This window comes from Bradyrhizobium sp. USDA 4454, assembly GCF_054822705.1.
This window is the reverse complement of the sequence record NZ_JBTRCN010000001.1, coordinates 2,841,849-2,857,056: the sequence shown is the minus strand read 5'-3', so window position 1 is coordinate 2,857,056 and position 15,208 is coordinate 2,841,849. Positions and strand designations below refer to the sequence as shown.

Here is a 15,208-nt window from a genome sequence, read left to right as displayed (position 1 = left end):
CGAGGAGACCGGCAATGAATGGACAACCCAAGCTTGGCCCGACGCGTCCAATTCGTCGGACTTGGCTTTTTGCGGTAGCAGTCCTAATTGCGGTACTCTGCATACCAAAGGCTGAAGCGGCGGAAATCCGGGTTATGATTTCAGGCGGCCTCAGCGCTGCCTACAAGGAGCTCATACCGCAATTCGAAAAGACGACCGGCAACACAGTCGTCACAGCGTACGGGCCTTCGATGGGAACTACCGAGAATGCAATCCCCATCCGCCTGGCCCGCGGCGAACCTGCCGACGTGCTGATCATGGTGGGTGATGCGCTCGGTGTTATGATCTCCAAGGGATTTGCCGATGCTGGCAGCCGGGTGGACCTGGTGCGCTCCCCGATTGGCATGGTCGTTCGCGCGGGCGCTGCGAAGCCCGATATCTCTACCCCGGAGGCCCTCAAGGCAGCTCTCCTTGCTGCGAAGTCAGTTGCATATTCCGACAGTGCGAGCGGTGTCTATGTCGGGAAAGAACTCTTCAAAAAGCTCGGCATCGCCTCGGAGATGGAAGGCAAGGCCAGAATGATCCCGGCAGATCCTGTCGCCGGCGTCGTCGCACACGGTGAAGCCGAACTCGGCTTTCAGCAAATCAGCGAGTTGCTGCCAATCCCCGGCGCCGAGCTCGTCGGACCACTGCCGCCGGAGCTCCAGAAGATCACAATCTTCTCGGCTGCCCTCACCAAAGACGGCAAGGCGCGCGAGCAGGGCGAGGCGCTCATCAACTTCCTTGCTTCGCCGGCAGCCGCCCCTTTACTCGTGAAATCCGGCATGGAGCCAATCGCAGCTACCCGATAACAATGTCGGGGCTACCGCAAGAGCCCGGCCTTTTCTTCGGACCGCGGCCGCATCTATACTATCTGCTTTGGAGGTCGGCTGGCGGACTTGTTCGATGAACGCCCCGTCCGGTCGACGTCCGGCGGATCGAGGCCGGTCGGATGCTGAGGAGTGGGTTCCATTTCGTAGCTGTAACCGTGCTGTGCGCCCTCGCCACGATATCGGCGAGCAGCCAGGAGAATCAGGTCCGATCCGACCCGCTCGACCGGGACCGGCTATGGGTCGGCTCCGGCTCGAAGGGCGGGGTGCGCATCATCTCGACATCGGATACCGTCGAGGTGAAGGGTCTGCTCGGTGAGTGGCATCGCCTGCACCCGGATATCCGCGTCGATTACATCCATCAGAGCTCCCTCGATATTTACGAAGACGTCGTCAAATGCCGGGAGCAAGGTCAATGCGCCGACATCGCGTGGAGCTCGGCCATGGACTTGCAGGTCAAGCTCGTGAACGACGGCTATGCGCAACCATTCACGCCGACGGACTCCGATCGGATCCCCGATTGGGCGATCTGGAGGAAGCAGGCCTTCGGGATCACCGCCGAGCCGATCTCTCTCGTCTACAACAAGCGGCTGGTCCCACCAGAGGATGTTCCGCGCACACGAGCCGATCTGTTGAAGCTGTTGACCGCGAAGCGCAACATCTATCAGGGCAAAGTCGCATCATACGATGCCGAGCTGAGCGGCACGGGATTTCTCTTCTTCAGTAACGACGTTCAGATCACGCCGAACACATGGAGCCTGATCCGCGGCCTCGGACAGGCCGGCGTTCGGCTCTACACCTTCAGCCATACGATCCTCGATCGCGTCGCGAGCGGAGAACATCTGCTGGCGTACAACCTGATCGCGTCATACGCGCTTGAACGCGCGAAGGAGGACCCATCGATCGGTGTGACTCTGTTCACCGATTATACCGCGTTAATTACGCGGATCGCGATTATCACAAAAACCGCGCCGCATCCGGCAGAGGCCGCACTCTTCATGGACTTCCTGCTTTCCCGGAACGGCCAGGAGCAACTGGCAGCGCGCTCGTTCGGGACCGTACGCACCGATCTCCCAACCGGCCTGCGCGCAACCGTAAACGTTGACACGCTCCGCCCCATCCGCGTCGGACCAGATCTCCTAGCGAACCTTGATCAATCCAAGCGGAAGGCCTTTTTCCGCGAATGGCGCCGTGCGCTGGATGGTAGATGACGTCGCTCGTGCCAGAGCCCGCTGATGATTCCTTCCGCTGCACCACGAGCGCGGAGCGTGCCGACCCCGCTCAGTCTCCCGTTCGCTTCCGCAAACTTAGAATTTGCCAGTAACCGAACACGAAGGCTGAGAGCAGCTTAGCTTACCTAAAGCGCCTGCCCTTCTGTACGATCGAGCGCGCTACGATACTTCATCAGTGAATACGCAATGGATCTCGGACCTCTGCTGAGATAAGCCAACGTCACTACGTCGGTCAGAATTCCCAATGCGAAGCAAGCGAGAACAGGTCGACTAAACTACTCTAAACTGCGCGATGCCGGCCGGCTGCGCTACTCCCACTCAATCGCGCACAGGCGGTTTACTTATTACCTCGTAGACGGGGCGGTTGATGCGTTTCGCACCGTTGACGATGCAGCCGGTGCTCGATGTTCGAAGAACAAATAACCGCGGCCGTTGGTGGCGTGGCCTTGCCGGTTTGAGTTCTGTCGATACGCTTCAGATGGCAACCACCCTGATCGCACAGATGTCCGATTTGCGCGCTCCATTAGCACTCGCCGGCCTCCTACCCTCGAAGATGCTGTTCCTTCTCATGTGCCATAAGCCTGCTCACGTTGGCTGTGACGAGATTTTTCTTGACCTTCCGGTGCACACGTCGTGCACACGTCGCCTTCTAACGATCTGAACAACCTAAGCTCTCGGTCCAATCCATCACCGGACAAGCTCGAGTAATCAACGCCAACTAGCGGTCTGATGCGTCCTAAACAAACGGATCATGACAAAGGATGTTGTGGAGGCCAGACACTGGAAATTGATCTCTAGGTTCTTCTCCGATCTCACTGGCTCACGAAAGCTTTCTGCTCTCTCGGCAGTCCCACAATACTCGAAGCCATCCTTGCTTTCCCTCGACCGTCGTGCGGAAGACATGATTGATTGCGTTGGCGTAAAGCCTTTGGCAGGACAAGCGCGCAGGCGCGATCGACGGCGACAATGGACGAGCCCCGGCGCAAACGAAATCTGATTCCGCTGAAGAAGGCCTTAGAGCGCGGCGGTTTCGGCCGAACCAAGGCCTACGAACTAATCAAGAAGGGGAAAATCATAGCCTACAAAATGGAGGGCCAGACCATGGTCGATGCCGATTCCATCGATGACTATCATATGACACTGCCTCGCATCGAGCCGAGGCCCTAGCGAAAGACCTTCTAGTTAGCGGTTCACGAACCCTTCAGCGGGCGCGGACTTTCTTGGATCAGCAAAGCTATCGATGCGATCGGCCCAATGCTGCATCAGCTTGGTGCGTGAACCGATCAGCGCCAACGGCCCGTGGCGTTTATAGGTCGCCTTAACTGAATTGCTGTCGAGGTGTGCCAATTGCAACTCGATGGTGTCGCCGTCCCATACCTTGGTTTCCTCGATCTCCTCATGGTGGCAAAGGGTCGAGAAAGTCGTGCGGAAACCATGTGCGCAATGCTCGGCCTTGGTATCAATGCCGAGGGCGCGCAGTCGCTGACATAGTGTTCTGCTCGACAACGGCGCGTCTTCGGCGCAAGCGAACACGTAGCGCCGATTGCCTGTGATCTGTTGCACGCGTCGCAGGATCGCGAGCGTCTGCCGCGACAGCGGCACGACGTGGTCCCATCCGGTTTTCATCTTCGCCGCGGGGATGGTCCAGCGTTTGGCATCCCAGTCGACTTCGGCCCATTCCATGGCGTTGATCATGCCGGGACGGGGGACCGTCAGTGCGTCGATCCGGAGGGCGTCACCGACCACATCGCCAAATCTGGCCTTCTCCCATGGCGGCATGATCAGGCTAAACAGGCGAACGACATCCTTCGGCTCAGTGACGCCCGGGCGCGGCGTCGAGACGTTCACGCTGAGCTGCTTCTTGCAGGCTCGGAACGGATTGTAGCCGTCGCCTTCGAGGTCCGCATAATCGCAGACTTGCTCGCCGATACTGTGAACCCGGTCACGGGTCTCCAACCTCCCATCGGCCTGCATCGTCCGAAAGAACGCAAGCACGTCGGGGCGTTTGATGTCCGGCCGGTAGAAGTTGCCGAAACGATCCTTGAGGTAGCCAGACCATCTTTCAAGCAGCGCGACGGTTTGCGCACTGCGCACTGTGACAAGCCTGCCCCGCTTGATCTTCTCGGTTTTCTTCTCCGCAAGCCATTCATCGATCCACACGCCGAAAGGACGTTCAGCCGCCTGGCGATGCCGCTCGAATTGCTTCTCGATTGAGGGATCAACTGGCCTGTCCTCGGTTAGCAGAGCCTTTGCAGCGTCACGTTTCTGGCGCGCCGCGGCGAGCGAGACGGTGCCGTCGTTGCCGTTGCCGTAAGGCCCGATGGAGTAGGTCTTTTGCCTGCCGTGAAAACGATAGGCCATTCGCCAAAGCTTGGAACCCGCTCTGCCCGTTCCGTTCGGATCCGGCGTGATCAAGAGATAGAGCCCGCCGCCGGTTGCGTCAGAAATCTTGGTCGCTCGCCACGCCCCGTTCTCAAACTTCGGCTTCGCCGCGCGACAGTCGACGTCAGTTCTGATCTGCCTGGGATTGGCGTCCTCACCTTTGTCGCGTGCCATCTCCTCCGGGTTCCTTTCGTTCGGAATATCGAAATTTTACCGAGAACGTTTGTTCTCCCGATACCAACAAAAATACCAACAAATCGGGCGGCTGGAGGCGGATGAGAACAAACAGTGACGGACACCGATGTACGCAGAAGCACCTGTTTTTCAAGGGGTTTTACTCGCCGCACGAACGACATCGAACACCTTCGAACAGGTCAATTTTTTACGCCTGAGGTAATCGAATTCGCGCGCAGGCCGGCTCATCTTCCACGGCACAGGAGATGACCATGCTGATGCTGTCCCTTGTCCGCGCCTTCGCCGTCCTAATCCCTTGGCTGGTCCATCTGGCCACATGGCTCCTCGCGCGCTCGCTCAACATGCCGCAGCCGATTGTGCACGATACCGGCGTGTTCGTGTTCGCGCAGGTCTATGCGGTCGAGATGAGGGTCGGCAAGGCGCTGTGTCCGCTCCGCCTGTGGCGTCAGCTGCAGGCCTTGTTCCGCTGAAAACCCACCCCAACCAGAGGAGACCCTGCCATGATCCATTCGTCCCAATTGCTGCGCCGCGCTTTGCTCGCCGATGCCGTGTTCAGCGGCGTATCCGCCATCGCGATGGTGCTGGATGCCGCCGCGCTGGCATCGCTGCTCGGCCTGCCGGAGGCGCTGCTGCGCGAGACCGGGCTGTTCCTGATCGCCTACACCGCGCTGGTCGGCTGGCTCGGATCGCGAACCTCGCTGCCGAAGGGACCCGTGATCCTCGTGGTCGCCGGCAATGCGGCCTGGACGCTGGCCAGCATCGCACTGCTGCTCTCGGGCGCGGTGTCGCCGAACCTGCTGGGGACGATCGTGATCCTCGCCCAGGCGATCGCCACCGGCGTGTTCGCCGAGCTGCAATATGTCGGGTTGCGGAGGAGCGAGGGTGTGGTGACGGTATAACGGCGGCGACCGTCATTGCGAGCGAAGTAATCCATGTCTCCACAAGCGGAGGGATGGATTGCCTAACACTGTCATTCCGGGGCGCGCCCTTGGCGCGAACCCGGAATCCATTGTGCTACAGAGATTGTGGCCCGATGGATTCCGGGCTCTCGCTGAGCCTGTCAACGGGCCGCGCTTTGCGCGGACCCGTTCGCGAGCCCCGGAATGACGAGAGGAGGTTGCGCCTCCCGCGCGCCATCCGGCGCGCGTGTCATGACCGTCGTCGAACAGGATCGGTCGTGACTCAGGCCTGCAGCACGCGCGCGGTAGCGCGCTTTGACGGCGCCACCCGCTTGCCGGTCGTGGCCGTCAGGCTATGGCCGTTGAGGTGCTTGCCGTTCAGGGCCTTGCCATTCAGCGTCTTGCCGTTGCCGCCCTTGCCATTGGCTTTGGCAGCCTTCGTCGCCTTGGCCTTCCGCTGCTTGGCGCGCTTCTCCGCGAGCTTTTCGGCCTCGCGCCTGGCCTTCCGCTCGGCCTTCTCCTTCAGCCGCGCGCGCTCCGCCCTCGCCTCCGCGCGCTTCTTCTTGCGCTTCTTCTCGCAGGCGTCGCACTTGCAGCCGATCGGCTTCAGATAGGCTTTGAAATAGTCGGTTCCGTAATCGTAGTTGATCTCGTCGCCCGGCTCGATGTCCTTGATGGCGCGGATGAACACCTTGCGCTTGCGCGGGCGAACGTCCGATTCCGCGTTCGGCCTGCAGGCATGATTGATGTAGCGGGCGATGTTCTCGCGGATCGAGCCGTCGATGGTCCAGCGGTTGGTGAGCTCGAACAGATATTTGTTCTCGATCGCGTCCTCATCCTTCTTCTTCGAGTCGAGCAACGGCCCGAAATAGCGGATGATTTTGGTGCCTTTCTTGATCGGCTTGGTGGCGAAAAGGCCGAGGCCGGTACGGGAACGGCCGACGCGATAGGGCTTGTGCGATAATGATGCGGGCATGACGATCGAGGCTACGGCACGCTGGAGTGCACGCGACAGAAGTTGCGAAGCCGCCCTTCTAGGACGATTCCGCGCGCCTGTCAGGTGTTTCCCGCGTGTCTATTGAACCTTCCCCAGATTGCATATGTCAGACACAAAGTAACGTCCGGATCGCAGGTTTTCCCAATGAAATACCTTGCTTTTGCAACAGTCGCTATGGCGGCGACCAGCACAAATCCTGGTCAGGCTGGCGCCGAGACGATCAGCAGCAGCTACACCTCGACCGCGCCGAGGGCCTGCCGCATGATCGGCAAGCCCAATCAAGAGGACGGCAGCACCACGCGGGTCTGCCCGGGAAAATCCGGTCTTGTGGTGCTGATCAGCGAGGGTGATCTGCGCGAAGTGGTGTCGGTCGGCCGAAACCGCGAGGCGGCAGCCAGGGAACCGGCGGCGCAGGCCTGGTTCGGCCCGTTCAGCTCGACCGGCGATACCGTCGAATGGCGTGCCGCCGGCCGCAAGCCGTTTGCGATCATCCAGCGCTGGCAGATCGCCGACAACAGCGAGCAGGACAAGCGCGGCGGCCCGGTGTCGCGGGCGATGCTCGCGGTGACGCGGCTGCCACCGGGCGATGTCTGTCACGTCGCCTATGTCGATGTCGCGGCCAACCTCAACGCCAACGAGCTGGCGCGGCAGGCCGCCGACGATTTCGCCCGCGATTTCAAATGCGGCACGGATCAGGTCAAGACGATCGGCCAGGGCGGCCGCACCACGTCGCTGACGAAACGCTAAAGCGCGATGAGATTACGCTGAATCGTCATCGCGCCTTAGCTCTTTGTTTGAGCATGATCTTTTCGGAAAAACGCTTCGCACTTTTCCGGATCATGCTAGTGCCGCGCCGAGCGGCCCGCGGACAATCGCAGCATCGCGGTCAACAGCGCTTCCACGGATGTGCCTTCGGGCGCCCGATTCAGAATCGTCTTGAGGCGCCCATCGAGCAGCAGCATGGTGAAGCCATGCACCAGCGACCAGGCCGACGCGATCGCGGCCGCCTGGTCCAGCGTAAGCTGTTCCTTGGAAATCTGCTCATGGCGGCTGGCGCCGACGCCGCGGGTCAGTCCTGCGAATGACGCCTCCGATGCCTCGTGCAGCGACGGCCGCGAATGATCGAGCCGCTCGCTGCGGAACATCAGCCCATACATGCCGGGATGTGCCTGCGCATAGGCGACATACGCCTTGGCGCTCGCCACGCCCTTTTCGGGCGGTGTCGCCGCCGAAGCGTCGGCCGCCGCCATCGCCTGGCCGAATTGCCGGAAACCGATCGCCGCGAGTTCGCTGAGCAAGCCGGTAAGATCGCCGAAATGATGCGTGGGTGCCGCGTGCGACACGCCGGCCTCGCGCGCCACCGCGCGCAATGTCAGCCCCGCCAGTCCGTCACGCTCGAGCACGCGCTCGGCGGCTTTCAATAGCGCCTCGTGCAAGTCGCCATGATGATACGGCGTGTCAGTGGCGCGGCGCCGTGGCGCCGGACGGTTGGTGGCCACACGCCCAACCCGGCGCGCCGGAGCCCGCGCCGGGCGAGTTGCCTTGTTTTCCTTGGATAATCTTGCCATGCGGCACTTATAGGTCGCAATTTTTACACTGTAAAGATTTTGCTTGACGATCGGTCACGTCCTCCCTACTGATATCTTTACGATGTAAAGATCATACTGCAGGGAGATCGGAATGCTTGACCAGGTCACATCCACCACGGCGCGGACCAATCTGGCGCCGATCCCGTTCGAAGCCGATGCGCCATTCCCAAAGATCTCGGGCGAATTGCCGCGCGAGCTAAACGGCACGCTCTACCGCAACGGTCCCAATCCGCAGTTCGACGTACCGGGCGCGCACTGGTTCGTCGGCGACGGCATGCTGCACGCCTTCCATCTCGAGAACGGCCGCGCCAGCTACCGCAATCGCTGGGTCCGTACCGCGAAATGGCAGGCCGAGCACGATGCCGGCCGCGCGCTGTTCGGCGGCTTCGGCCGCAAGCTGCCGGACGCTCCCGCCGACATCACGGCCGATGGCTGCGTCGCCAACACCAACATCATCTACCACGGCGGCAAGCTGCTCGCGCTGGTCGAGAGCCATCTGCCGACCGAGATCGAGCCCGGCACGCTCAATCGCCTGGGCTATTGCGACTATAATGGCGCGATCGCAGGCCCGTTCACCGCGCATCCCAAGATCGACCCGGTCACCGGCGAGCTGGTGTTCTTCGGCTACAACGCCGCGGGTCCGCTGACGCCGGCGCTGTCGTTCGGCGCGGTCAGCTCGTCCGGCGTGGTGAGCCGGTTCGAGCGCTTCGAGGCACCCTATGCCAGCATGGTGCACGACTTCATCGTCACCGAGAACCACGTGTTGTTTCCGATCCTGCCGATTACCGGCAGCATGCAGCGCGCGATGAAGGGACAGGCACCCTACGCCTGGGAGCCGGAGAAAGGCGCCTATGTCGGCGTGATGAAGCGGAGCGGTTCGTCAAGGGACATCGTCTGGTTCCGCGCTGAGACCTGCTACGTCTTCCATGTCATGAACGCGTGGGAAGACGGCAACCGCATCATCGCCGACGTGATGCAGTTCGAGGAAGCGCCGCTGTTCAACCATCCCGACGGCTCGCCGACTGACCCGAAGAAGAACCGCGCGCGCTATTGCCGCTGGACCTTCGACCTCTCAGGGAATACCGACCGCTTCACGCAAACCTGTCTCGACGACCTCACAGGCGAATTCCCCCGCGTCGACGACCGCCGCGCAGGCTTTGCCAGCAATCACGGCTGGTACGCCTGTGCCAACCCCGATCTGCCGATGTTCGGCGCGCTGTCGGGCATCGTGCATGTCGACGGCCGTGGCAGGCGGCGTGGCCACTATCTCCTGCCCGCCGGCGACACCATCTCCGAGCCGGTGTTCGTCGAGCGCAGCGCGGACGCCGCGGAAGGCGACGGCTGGCTGCTCGCGGTGGTCTGGCGCGCTCGCGAAAACCGCAGCGACCTCGCCGTCTTCAACGCGCAGGATGTCGAGGCGGGTCCGACCGCGCTGGTCCATCTCGGCCACCGCGTGCCGGATGGATTCCACGGCAATTGGGTCGGGGCGCGGTAGCCGCCGCGTACATTCCCGTCACTGTCATGCCCAGCCTCGTGCCGGGCATCCACGTCTTTGTCACCGCTTGCGGAAAGACGTGTGGCCGGGACAAGCCCGGCCATGTCGACGCGTCACTCACCACACTTTAGGGCATTGAAATCTCTGAATTTCCTCTGATCACATCACGATTTTGACACTGTAAAGATTTCGCTTGACGCTCGCTTTGCCCGCCACTAGGCTATCTTTACGATGTAAAGATTGGCCTTCGAGGCTTACCATGACGATCTTCCTGATCCTCGCTCCCTACGGCGCTTTCGCCACGCTGATGCTGGTGACCTCGGCCACGGTGAGCCTGCTCTGTGCCGCCCTGATCTGCCTTGCCGTCATCGCATTCGACATCGCGCGCGGCCGCAGCATCAAGATCCTCGGCGTCGGCTCGGTGGTCGTGTTCACCGCGGTCGGCCTCTATCTTACTTTCGTCGATGCGACGCCGAGTGGCATCGCTGTGAAGATTGCGGTTGATGCCGGCATGCTGCTGGTGACGCTCGTCCCGATGCTGATCGGCCATCCCTTCACGCGGCAATATGCGCTCGAGCAGGTCGATGCCGAGATCGCGAAGCAGCCTGGCTTCCTGCATGCCAACTACCTGATCACCGGCGCCTGGGCCGCCGCGACGCTGTTGATGCTGATCGGTAACATTGCGGTGCTCTATGTGCCCGCCCTGCCGCTGTGGACCGGCCTCTTGATCGCTTTCGCGGCACGCAACGCCGCGGTCTACTTCACACGCTGGTATCCGCAATATCGTATGGCCAAGAACGGCGTGCAGCCGGCTGGCGCGCTGCCGTCGCACTGACCGCTAAAGTCACAACATCACAACAATCACCAAACCGGGGAAACGGAAACCACCACGATGAAGAGCGTGTTTGCCAGGCTCGCGAGCGACTTCCTCTCCACCATCGTCTTCCTGGTGGTCTATCTCGCCACCGACAACGTGCTGATCGCCACCGGCGTTGCGATCGCCGGTGCGATTGCGCAAGTGGTCCATGCGCGCGTCAAGGGACAGGCGCTCGGCTACATGACCTGGGCGAGCCTTGGGCTCGTCATCGTGCTGGGCGGCGCGACGCTCGTCACCAACGATCCGCGCTTCGTGCTGGCGAAGCCCGCGATCGGCCACATCGCGATCGGCGCGATCATGCTGAAGCGCGGCTGGATGCTGCGCTACTTGCCGCCGATCGTGACCGAGACGATTCCGGAATATGCCACCCTCGCGGGCTATGCCTGGGCCGGGCTGATGTTCATCCTCGCCGCCGGCACCATCGCGGTCGCAGCGACCGGCGACATGAAGCTGTGGGCGTTCTACGTGTCGGTGGTGCTGCTCGGCGCGAAGATCGCGGCCTTCGCGATCCAGTATGTCGCGTTCCGCGTCCTAGTCGGAAGCCGGCTGCGCGCCACCGCCCGCGCCTGATCGCCGCTAGCGGCGAACTAGGCGCGCGCGGCAAGATGGGCTATACCGCCGTCCACGCTGTTAGCTGGAGGGAAACATCGATGGCGGTGGACGGAAACTGGAATCTGACGATGACGACGCCAATGGGCGAGCGCAAGGCGACACTGTCGCTGGCAAGCTCCGGCGGCACGCTCACCGGCACGCAGGGCGCCGACGGCAACTCCACCGAAATCTTCGACGGCACCGTGAACGGCGACGACGTCGCCTGGAAGGTCTCCATCACCAACCCGATGCCGCTGACGCTCGAATTCACCGGCAAGGTCGCCGGCGACGGCATCTCCGGCGAGATGGGCATCGGCCCGATGGGCAGCTTCCCCTTCACCGGCTCGCGGGCGTAACGCCGGCCGACCAAGTCGACCGGCGTCCCGCACTCAGCGGCGCACGCCGGCCGGTTCGTTGCGATAGGTCCTTTGCCCGGAGCTGCGCTCAAGCTCCGCCGCTGCCGCAGCGGCCTGATCCGCCGACTTCTGGATGTTGCCGATGTTCGCGACCGCGGCGGCAGCCATCGCGGCATGAATCCGCGACATCTCGAACTGCCGGTGCTGCAGTGTGGACGAGACGCGCTCCTGCATTGCGGCGAGATACAAGTCCCGGGTCTTGGGGTTATCCTCGAGGTTCTTGGCGTAGTTCTCGGTGCGCCCCTGCGCGCCCTCCAGCTTCAGCTTGACGCGCGTGGAGTCCTTGTCCTCCGCCGAGAGCTGGGCGGTGTAGCGGAACAGTTCCTCGCCCTTCCTGCGGATGATCCAGACCACTTCCGAGTCGCCATTGCTGCGGACCCCGACGTCCAGCGCCGCGCTCCCGAACACAAGGGGCGGCAGCTCGGCCTTGGCGAGCTCCTGGCGCGCCTGCGCGATCGGCACGCGATAGACCATGCCGTCGCCGGGCGACAGGGTGAAGTACAAATAGACCACAACGCAGGCCACGAGAAAAACACCGAAAGAAAAAGGCTTCATCGTCAATCTCCATCCATTTCGATTGGTCGCAGACGCGGAGCCATGTCATCCACGCCCGCACCTCTGGATGAGCGCGGAGGGTCGAGGACAAACCTTAAGGGTCCTTGGCCGAAATCGGTTGCTTTGTCCGACGAGCACAACCCGGCGCGCGCCAAAACGCCGCAGTCGCCGCGTGGTGGTTAATGCAACCGATACAGGCTGAGGCAGCCGACAGCGCCGCGCGTGACGCGCGTCACACCGGACTAAAACCAGATCAACATCGGCAGCCCGTGTGCATCCAATGGCGGCGCGCCTTCCGGAACGCCGCCGCAGGGCTCACGCGCGGCGAACGCCGCCGCACAGGCGTCGAGTATGTCGTCGCGCTTTGCGCCGGTGCCGATCCGCGTCTCGGCGAGCCAGCGATCAATCTCGCGAAAGCCCGCTCGCTTGAGCAGCCTGCGGCGGAGGGCATCGCCCTCCTCCGACTTCTTGCGGGGCAACGGCGTGCCGCCATTCAATCGCAGGAACACCAGCTCGGGATGCACCTCGCGGATGTCGCGCGTAGTGTTCGCACGAACGAACGCGTCGACCTCCATGATCTTGTTGCCGAGGTGCCAGAGCTGGCGCGAGACGCGGGTCTGGCCGCGGCGCCGCGCTTCCTCATTGGCCTTGTCGGGATCGCGAAACTCCTGCCACAGCCAGCGCCGCGCACCGCTGAAGACGCGCGAGGCGTGCGGCCGCAGGCGCTCGCGGGCGAGACGGTCGCAGCCGCGCTCGCCGTCATCGGTCATGCCGATCGGAATATCGATCCCGGCGCGGTCGAACCGACACGAAAGCGCGTCCGCAATTGCGCTGTGAAAGGAGATCCTGCGCTGGTCGCCGTCGATGGTGACGGCGACCCAACCTTTGGAGAATCCGTCGAGGCCTAAGACCCTCAACCCAGATTCAATTCCTTGAAGAAGTCGTTGCCCTTGTCATCGATGATGATGAAGGCCGGGAAATCGACCACTTCGATGCGCCAGATCGCTTCCATGCCGAGCTCGGGATACTCGACCACCTCGACCTTCTTGATGCAGTGCTCGGCGAGGTTCGCCGCGGCACCGCCGATCGAGCCGAGATAGAAGCCGCCGTGCTTCTTGCAGGCCTCGCGCACCGCGACCGCGCGGTTGCCCTTGGCGACCATCACCATCGAGCCGCCGGCGGCCTGGAATTGGTCGACGAAGGAATCCATGCGGCCGGCGGTGGTCGGGCCGAACGCGCCGGAGGCATAGCCCTCGGGCGTCTTGGCGGGGCCGGCGTAGTAGACCGGGTGGTTCTTGAAATAATCCGGCAGCGGCTCGCCCTTCTCCAGCCGCTCGCGCAGCTTGGCGTGGGCGGAGTCGCGTGCCACGATCATGGTGCCGGTCATCGAGACCCGGGTCTTGATCGGATATTGCGACAGCGTCGCGAGAATCTCCTTCATCGGCTTGTTGAGGTCGATCTTGACCACCTCGCCGCCGAGCGACTGCTCGACCGCCGGCAGATACTGCGCCGGGTTGTGCTCGAGCTCCTCGAGATAGACGCCGTCCCTGGTGATCTTGCCGAGCACCTGGCGGTCCGCCGAGCAGGACACGCCGAGCCCGATCGGCAGCGAAGCGCCGTGGCGCGGCATCCGGATCACGCGCACGTCGTGGCAGAAATACTTGCCGCCGAACTGCGCGCCGACACCGAGCGACTGCGTCATCTTGAGGATTTCCTGCTCCATCTCGAGATCGCGGAACGCGTTGCCGTCCGCCGAGCCGTGGGTCGGCAGCGCGTCGAGGTAGCGCGCCGAGGCGAGCTTCACGGTCTTCATGCAGAGCTCGGCCGAGGTGCCGCCGATCACGATCGCAAGGTGATAGGGCGGGCACGCCGCGGTGCCGAGCGTCAGCACCTTCTCCTTCAGGAATGCCAGCAGCCGGTCCCTGGTGAGCACCGAGGGCGTTGCCTGGAACAGGAAGCTCTTGTTGGCGCTTCCGCCGCCCTTGGCCATGAACATGAACTTGTAGGCGTCATCACCCTCGGCGTAGATTTCGCACTGCGCCGGCATGTTGTTGGCGGTGTTCTTCTCCTCATACATCGACAACGGCGCAACCTGCGAGTAGCGCAGGTTGCGGCGCAGATAGGCGTCGCGCGCGCCTTCGGACAGCGCGGCCTCGTCCTCGCCGTCGGTGATGACGTTGCAGCCCTTCTTGCCCATGATGATCGCGGTGCCGGTGTCCTGGCACATCGGCAGCACGCCGCCGGCCGCGATGTTGGCGTTCTTCAGGAAATCGAAGGCAACGAACTTGTCGTTGTCGCTGGCTTCCTTGTCCTCGAGGATCGAGCGCAGCTGCTTCAGGTGACCCGGCCGCAGATAGTGGTTGATCTCGCCGAACGCCGCCTCGGACAGCGCCCGCAGCGCCTCCCGCGACACCACCAGCATGTCCTTGCCCAAGACCTTCTCGACCCGGACGCCCTCGCTCGTCACCTTCTTGTAGGGCGTGGTGTCGGCACCCAGCGGGAATAAGGGCGTGTGCTTGTAGGGCGGAACGGGCTTCTGCTGGTCGGGGAAGGCGGAGGGGGCGTTCATGAGCTGCTCTTTCGGCTTGCAGGCCGGGTTCGAAAGGCCGGTCCGGCCGCGGGGCCGCCGGCGATGTAGAGCCGTTCTAAGCCTTTTTCGGACAAAGGAAAGGGAAGCCGGCTGCCTTCCAGCCATGCACAGGACCGGCAATCCATATGCTAGGTTTCATGCCACGGTCATCTCGCCTTGCCACAACGCGCAGCACACCGCCAACCGGCCAAGGAACGCCACGGAAGCCACCAGGAGGCCTTCATGAAGACAGCGCTTGTCATCCGGCTTGCGGCGCTGGCCTTGCTGATCGCGCTCCCGGGCGGCGCCGATGCCGCCCGCCTCGGCAGGGCGTGCGGCGGCATCACCGGCCTGCAATGCAGCAGCCGCGGCCAGTTTTGCCAGTTCAAACCCGGCAGCTGCGGGCGCGCCGACCAGTCCGGCAGCTGCGCGTTCCGGCCGACGATGTGCAACAAGATCTTCAAGCCGGTGTGCGGCTGTGACGGCAAGACCTATGGCAATGATTGCGAGCGCCGCGCCGCCGGCGCCTCCAAGGCGCAGGACGGCAAGTGCCCGTCCTGACG

The 15,208-nt window shown here is 62.8% G+C and carries 17 protein-coding genes; 11 read left to right on the top strand and 6 right to left on the bottom strand.

The window, feature by feature from the left end:
* The first annotated feature begins 14 nt into the window (after positions 1-14).
* The 3 genes from ACVIW0_RS13055 to ACVIW0_RS13045 all read left to right on the top strand — a co-directional run bounded on the left by ACVIW0_RS13055 (position 15) and on the right by ACVIW0_RS13045 (position 3,247).
* Positions 15-830, top strand: a complete 816-nt coding sequence (locus ACVIW0_RS13055; protein ID WP_461352706.1) for a substrate-binding domain-containing protein — start codon at positions 15-17, stop codon at positions 828-830.
* Between the two features lie 140 nt (positions 831-970).
* Positions 971-2,059: an ABC transporter substrate-binding protein gene (locus ACVIW0_RS13050; RefSeq protein ID WP_461352705.1), complete on the top strand. Its 1,089-nt coding sequence runs from the start codon at positions 971-973 to the stop codon at positions 2,057-2,059.
* A gap of 987 nt (positions 2,060-3,046) precedes the next feature.
* The gene (locus tag ACVIW0_RS13045; RefSeq protein ID WP_461352704.1) at positions 3,047-3,247 is read left to right on the top strand and encodes a hypothetical protein; all 201 of its coding nucleotides are present in this window, start codon (positions 3,047-3,049) and stop codon (positions 3,245-3,247) included.
* Between the two features lie 15 nt (positions 3,248-3,262).
* Here the strand turns inward: ACVIW0_RS13045 and ACVIW0_RS13040 are convergent, their stop codons facing one another.
* The gene (locus ACVIW0_RS13040; protein ID WP_461352703.1) at positions 3,263-4,636 is read right to left on the bottom strand and encodes a tyrosine-type recombinase/integrase; all 1,374 of its coding nucleotides are present in this window, start codon (positions 4,634-4,636) and stop codon (positions 3,263-3,265) included.
* Between the two features lie 266 nt (positions 4,637-4,902).
* Between ACVIW0_RS13040 and ACVIW0_RS13035 the strand changes: the two genes are divergently transcribed.
* Together ACVIW0_RS13035 and ACVIW0_RS13030 are read left to right on the top strand one after the other, a co-directional pair.
* Entirely contained in the window at positions 4,903-5,127 is a 225-nt protein-coding gene (locus ACVIW0_RS13035) for a hypothetical protein (protein WP_461352702.1), read from the top strand.
* Positions 5,128-5,157: 30 nt separating this feature from the next.
* Positions 5,158-5,556, top strand: a complete 399-nt coding sequence (locus ACVIW0_RS13030) for a hypothetical protein (RefSeq protein WP_461352701.1) — start codon at positions 5,158-5,160, stop codon at positions 5,554-5,556.
* A 283-nt stretch (positions 5,557-5,839) separates the two neighbouring features.
* Here ACVIW0_RS13030 and ACVIW0_RS13025 read toward each other — a convergent pair whose 3' ends face one another.
* On the bottom strand, positions 5,840-6,532 hold the full coding sequence (locus ACVIW0_RS13025; protein WP_461352700.1) for an SET domain-containing protein: 693 nt from the start codon (positions 6,530-6,532) through the stop codon (positions 5,840-5,842).
* Between the two features lie 165 nt (positions 6,533-6,697).
* Between ACVIW0_RS13025 and ACVIW0_RS13020 the strand changes: the two genes are divergently transcribed.
* Positions 6,698-7,300, top strand: a complete 603-nt coding sequence (locus tag ACVIW0_RS13020) for a hypothetical protein (protein ID WP_461352699.1) — start codon at positions 6,698-6,700, stop codon at positions 7,298-7,300.
* A 95-nt stretch (positions 7,301-7,395) separates the two neighbouring features.
* Here ACVIW0_RS13020 and ACVIW0_RS13015 read toward each other — a convergent pair whose 3' ends face one another.
* Positions 7,396-8,121, bottom strand: a complete 726-nt coding sequence (locus tag ACVIW0_RS13015; protein WP_461352698.1) for a TetR/AcrR family transcriptional regulator — start codon at positions 8,119-8,121, stop codon at positions 7,396-7,398.
* Positions 8,122-8,233: 112 nt separating this feature from the next.
* Between ACVIW0_RS13015 and ACVIW0_RS13010 the strand changes: the two genes are divergently transcribed.
* The 4 genes from ACVIW0_RS13010 to ACVIW0_RS12995 all read left to right on the top strand — a co-directional run bounded on the left by ACVIW0_RS13010 (position 8,234) and on the right by ACVIW0_RS12995 (position 11,461).
* On the top strand, positions 8,234-9,637 hold the full coding sequence (locus ACVIW0_RS13010; protein ID WP_461352697.1) for a carotenoid oxygenase family protein: 1,404 nt from the start codon (positions 8,234-8,236) through the stop codon (positions 9,635-9,637).
* A gap of 259 nt (positions 9,638-9,896) precedes the next feature.
* Complete coding sequence (locus tag ACVIW0_RS13005; protein WP_461352696.1) at positions 9,897-10,472, top strand: hypothetical protein; 576 nt, start codon at positions 9,897-9,899, stop codon at positions 10,470-10,472.
* Between the two features lie 57 nt (positions 10,473-10,529).
* Positions 10,530-11,084, top strand: a complete 555-nt coding sequence (locus ACVIW0_RS13000; RefSeq protein ID WP_461352695.1) for an inner membrane-spanning protein YciB — start codon at positions 10,530-10,532, stop codon at positions 11,082-11,084.
* An 80-nt stretch (positions 11,085-11,164) separates the two neighbouring features.
* Positions 11,165-11,461, top strand: a complete 297-nt coding sequence (locus ACVIW0_RS12995) for a hypothetical protein (protein WP_461352694.1) — start codon at positions 11,165-11,167, stop codon at positions 11,459-11,461.
* Positions 11,462-11,494: 33 nt separating this feature from the next.
* Here ACVIW0_RS12995 and ACVIW0_RS12990 read toward each other — a convergent pair whose 3' ends face one another.
* The 3 genes from ACVIW0_RS12990 to ACVIW0_RS12980 all read right to left on the bottom strand — a co-directional run bounded on the left by ACVIW0_RS12990 (position 11,495) and on the right by ACVIW0_RS12980 (position 14,645).
* Positions 11,495-12,076 carry a hypothetical protein gene (locus ACVIW0_RS12990; RefSeq protein WP_461352693.1) on the bottom strand — a complete coding sequence of 194 codons (582 nt, stop codon included), beginning with the start codon at positions 12,074-12,076 and terminating at the stop codon, positions 11,495-11,497.
* Between the two features lie 242 nt (positions 12,077-12,318).
* Entirely contained in the window at positions 12,319-12,993 is a 675-nt protein-coding gene (locus tag ACVIW0_RS12985; RefSeq protein WP_461352692.1) for a DUF429 domain-containing protein, read from the bottom strand.
* Positions 12,990-14,645 (bottom strand): fumarate hydratase, encoded by a 1,656-nt coding sequence (locus ACVIW0_RS12980; protein WP_461352691.1) that lies wholly within the window; start codon positions 14,643-14,645, stop codon positions 12,990-12,992. Before ACVIW0_RS12980 ends, ACVIW0_RS12985 begins: the two co-directional genes overlap by 4 nt.
* 243 nt (positions 14,646-14,888) lie before the next feature.
* Between ACVIW0_RS12980 and ACVIW0_RS12975 the strand changes: the two genes are divergently transcribed.
* Positions 14,889-15,206, top strand: a complete 318-nt coding sequence (locus ACVIW0_RS12975; RefSeq protein ID WP_461352690.1) for a Kazal-type serine protease inhibitor family protein — start codon at positions 14,889-14,891, stop codon at positions 15,204-15,206.
* Positions 15,207-15,208 lie beyond the last annotated feature (2 nt).

Bases quoted from the DNA above. Each gene is read 5' to 3' on its own strand.
- ACVIW0_RS13015 (WP_461352698.1), bottom strand. From the start codon at position 8,121: ATGGCAAGATTATCCAAGGAAAACAAGGCAACTCGCCCGGCGCGGGCT.
- ACVIW0_RS12975 (WP_461352690.1), top strand. From the start codon at position 14,889: ATGAAGACAGCGCTTGTCATCCGGCTTGCGGCGCTGGCCTTGCTGATC.
- ACVIW0_RS13000 (WP_461352695.1), top strand. From the start codon at position 10,530: ATGAAGAGCGTGTTTGCCAGGCTCGCGAGCGACTTCCTCTCCACCATC.
- ACVIW0_RS13030 (WP_461352701.1), top strand. From the start codon at position 5,158: ATGATCCATTCGTCCCAATTGCTGCGCCGCGCTTTGCTCGCCGATGCC.
- ACVIW0_RS12995 (WP_461352694.1), top strand. From the start codon at position 11,165: ATGGCGGTGGACGGAAACTGGAATCTGACGATGACGACGCCAATGGGC.
- ACVIW0_RS13040 (WP_461352703.1), bottom strand. From the start codon at position 4,636: ATGGCACGCGACAAAGGTGAGGACGCCAATCCCAGGCAGATCAGAACT.
- ACVIW0_RS13020 (WP_461352699.1), top strand. From the start codon at position 6,698: ATGAAATACCTTGCTTTTGCAACAGTCGCTATGGCGGCGACCAGCACA.
- ACVIW0_RS13055 (WP_461352706.1), top strand. From the start codon at position 15: ATGAATGGACAACCCAAGCTTGGCCCGACGCGTCCAATTCGTCGGACT.
- ACVIW0_RS13050 (WP_461352705.1), top strand. From the start codon at position 971: ATGCTGAGGAGTGGGTTCCATTTCGTAGCTGTAACCGTGCTGTGCGCC.
- ACVIW0_RS12980 (WP_461352691.1), bottom strand. From the start codon at position 14,645: ATGAACGCCCCCTCCGCCTTCCCCGACCAGCAGAAGCCCGTTCCGCCC.
- ACVIW0_RS13025 (WP_461352700.1), bottom strand. From the start codon at position 6,532: ATGCCCGCATCATTATCGCACAAGCCCTATCGCGTCGGCCGTTCCCGT.
- ACVIW0_RS12990 (WP_461352693.1), bottom strand. From the start codon at position 12,076: ATGAAGCCTTTTTCTTTCGGTGTTTTTCTCGTGGCCTGCGTTGTGGTC.
- ACVIW0_RS13010 (WP_461352697.1), top strand. From the start codon at position 8,234: ATGCTTGACCAGGTCACATCCACCACGGCGCGGACCAATCTGGCGCCG.
- ACVIW0_RS13005 (WP_461352696.1), top strand. From the start codon at position 9,897: ATGACGATCTTCCTGATCCTCGCTCCCTACGGCGCTTTCGCCACGCTG.
- ACVIW0_RS13045 (WP_461352704.1), top strand. From the start codon at position 3,047: ATGGACGAGCCCCGGCGCAAACGAAATCTGATTCCGCTGAAGAAGGCC.
- ACVIW0_RS13035 (WP_461352702.1), top strand. From the start codon at position 4,903: ATGACCATGCTGATGCTGTCCCTTGTCCGCGCCTTCGCCGTCCTAATC.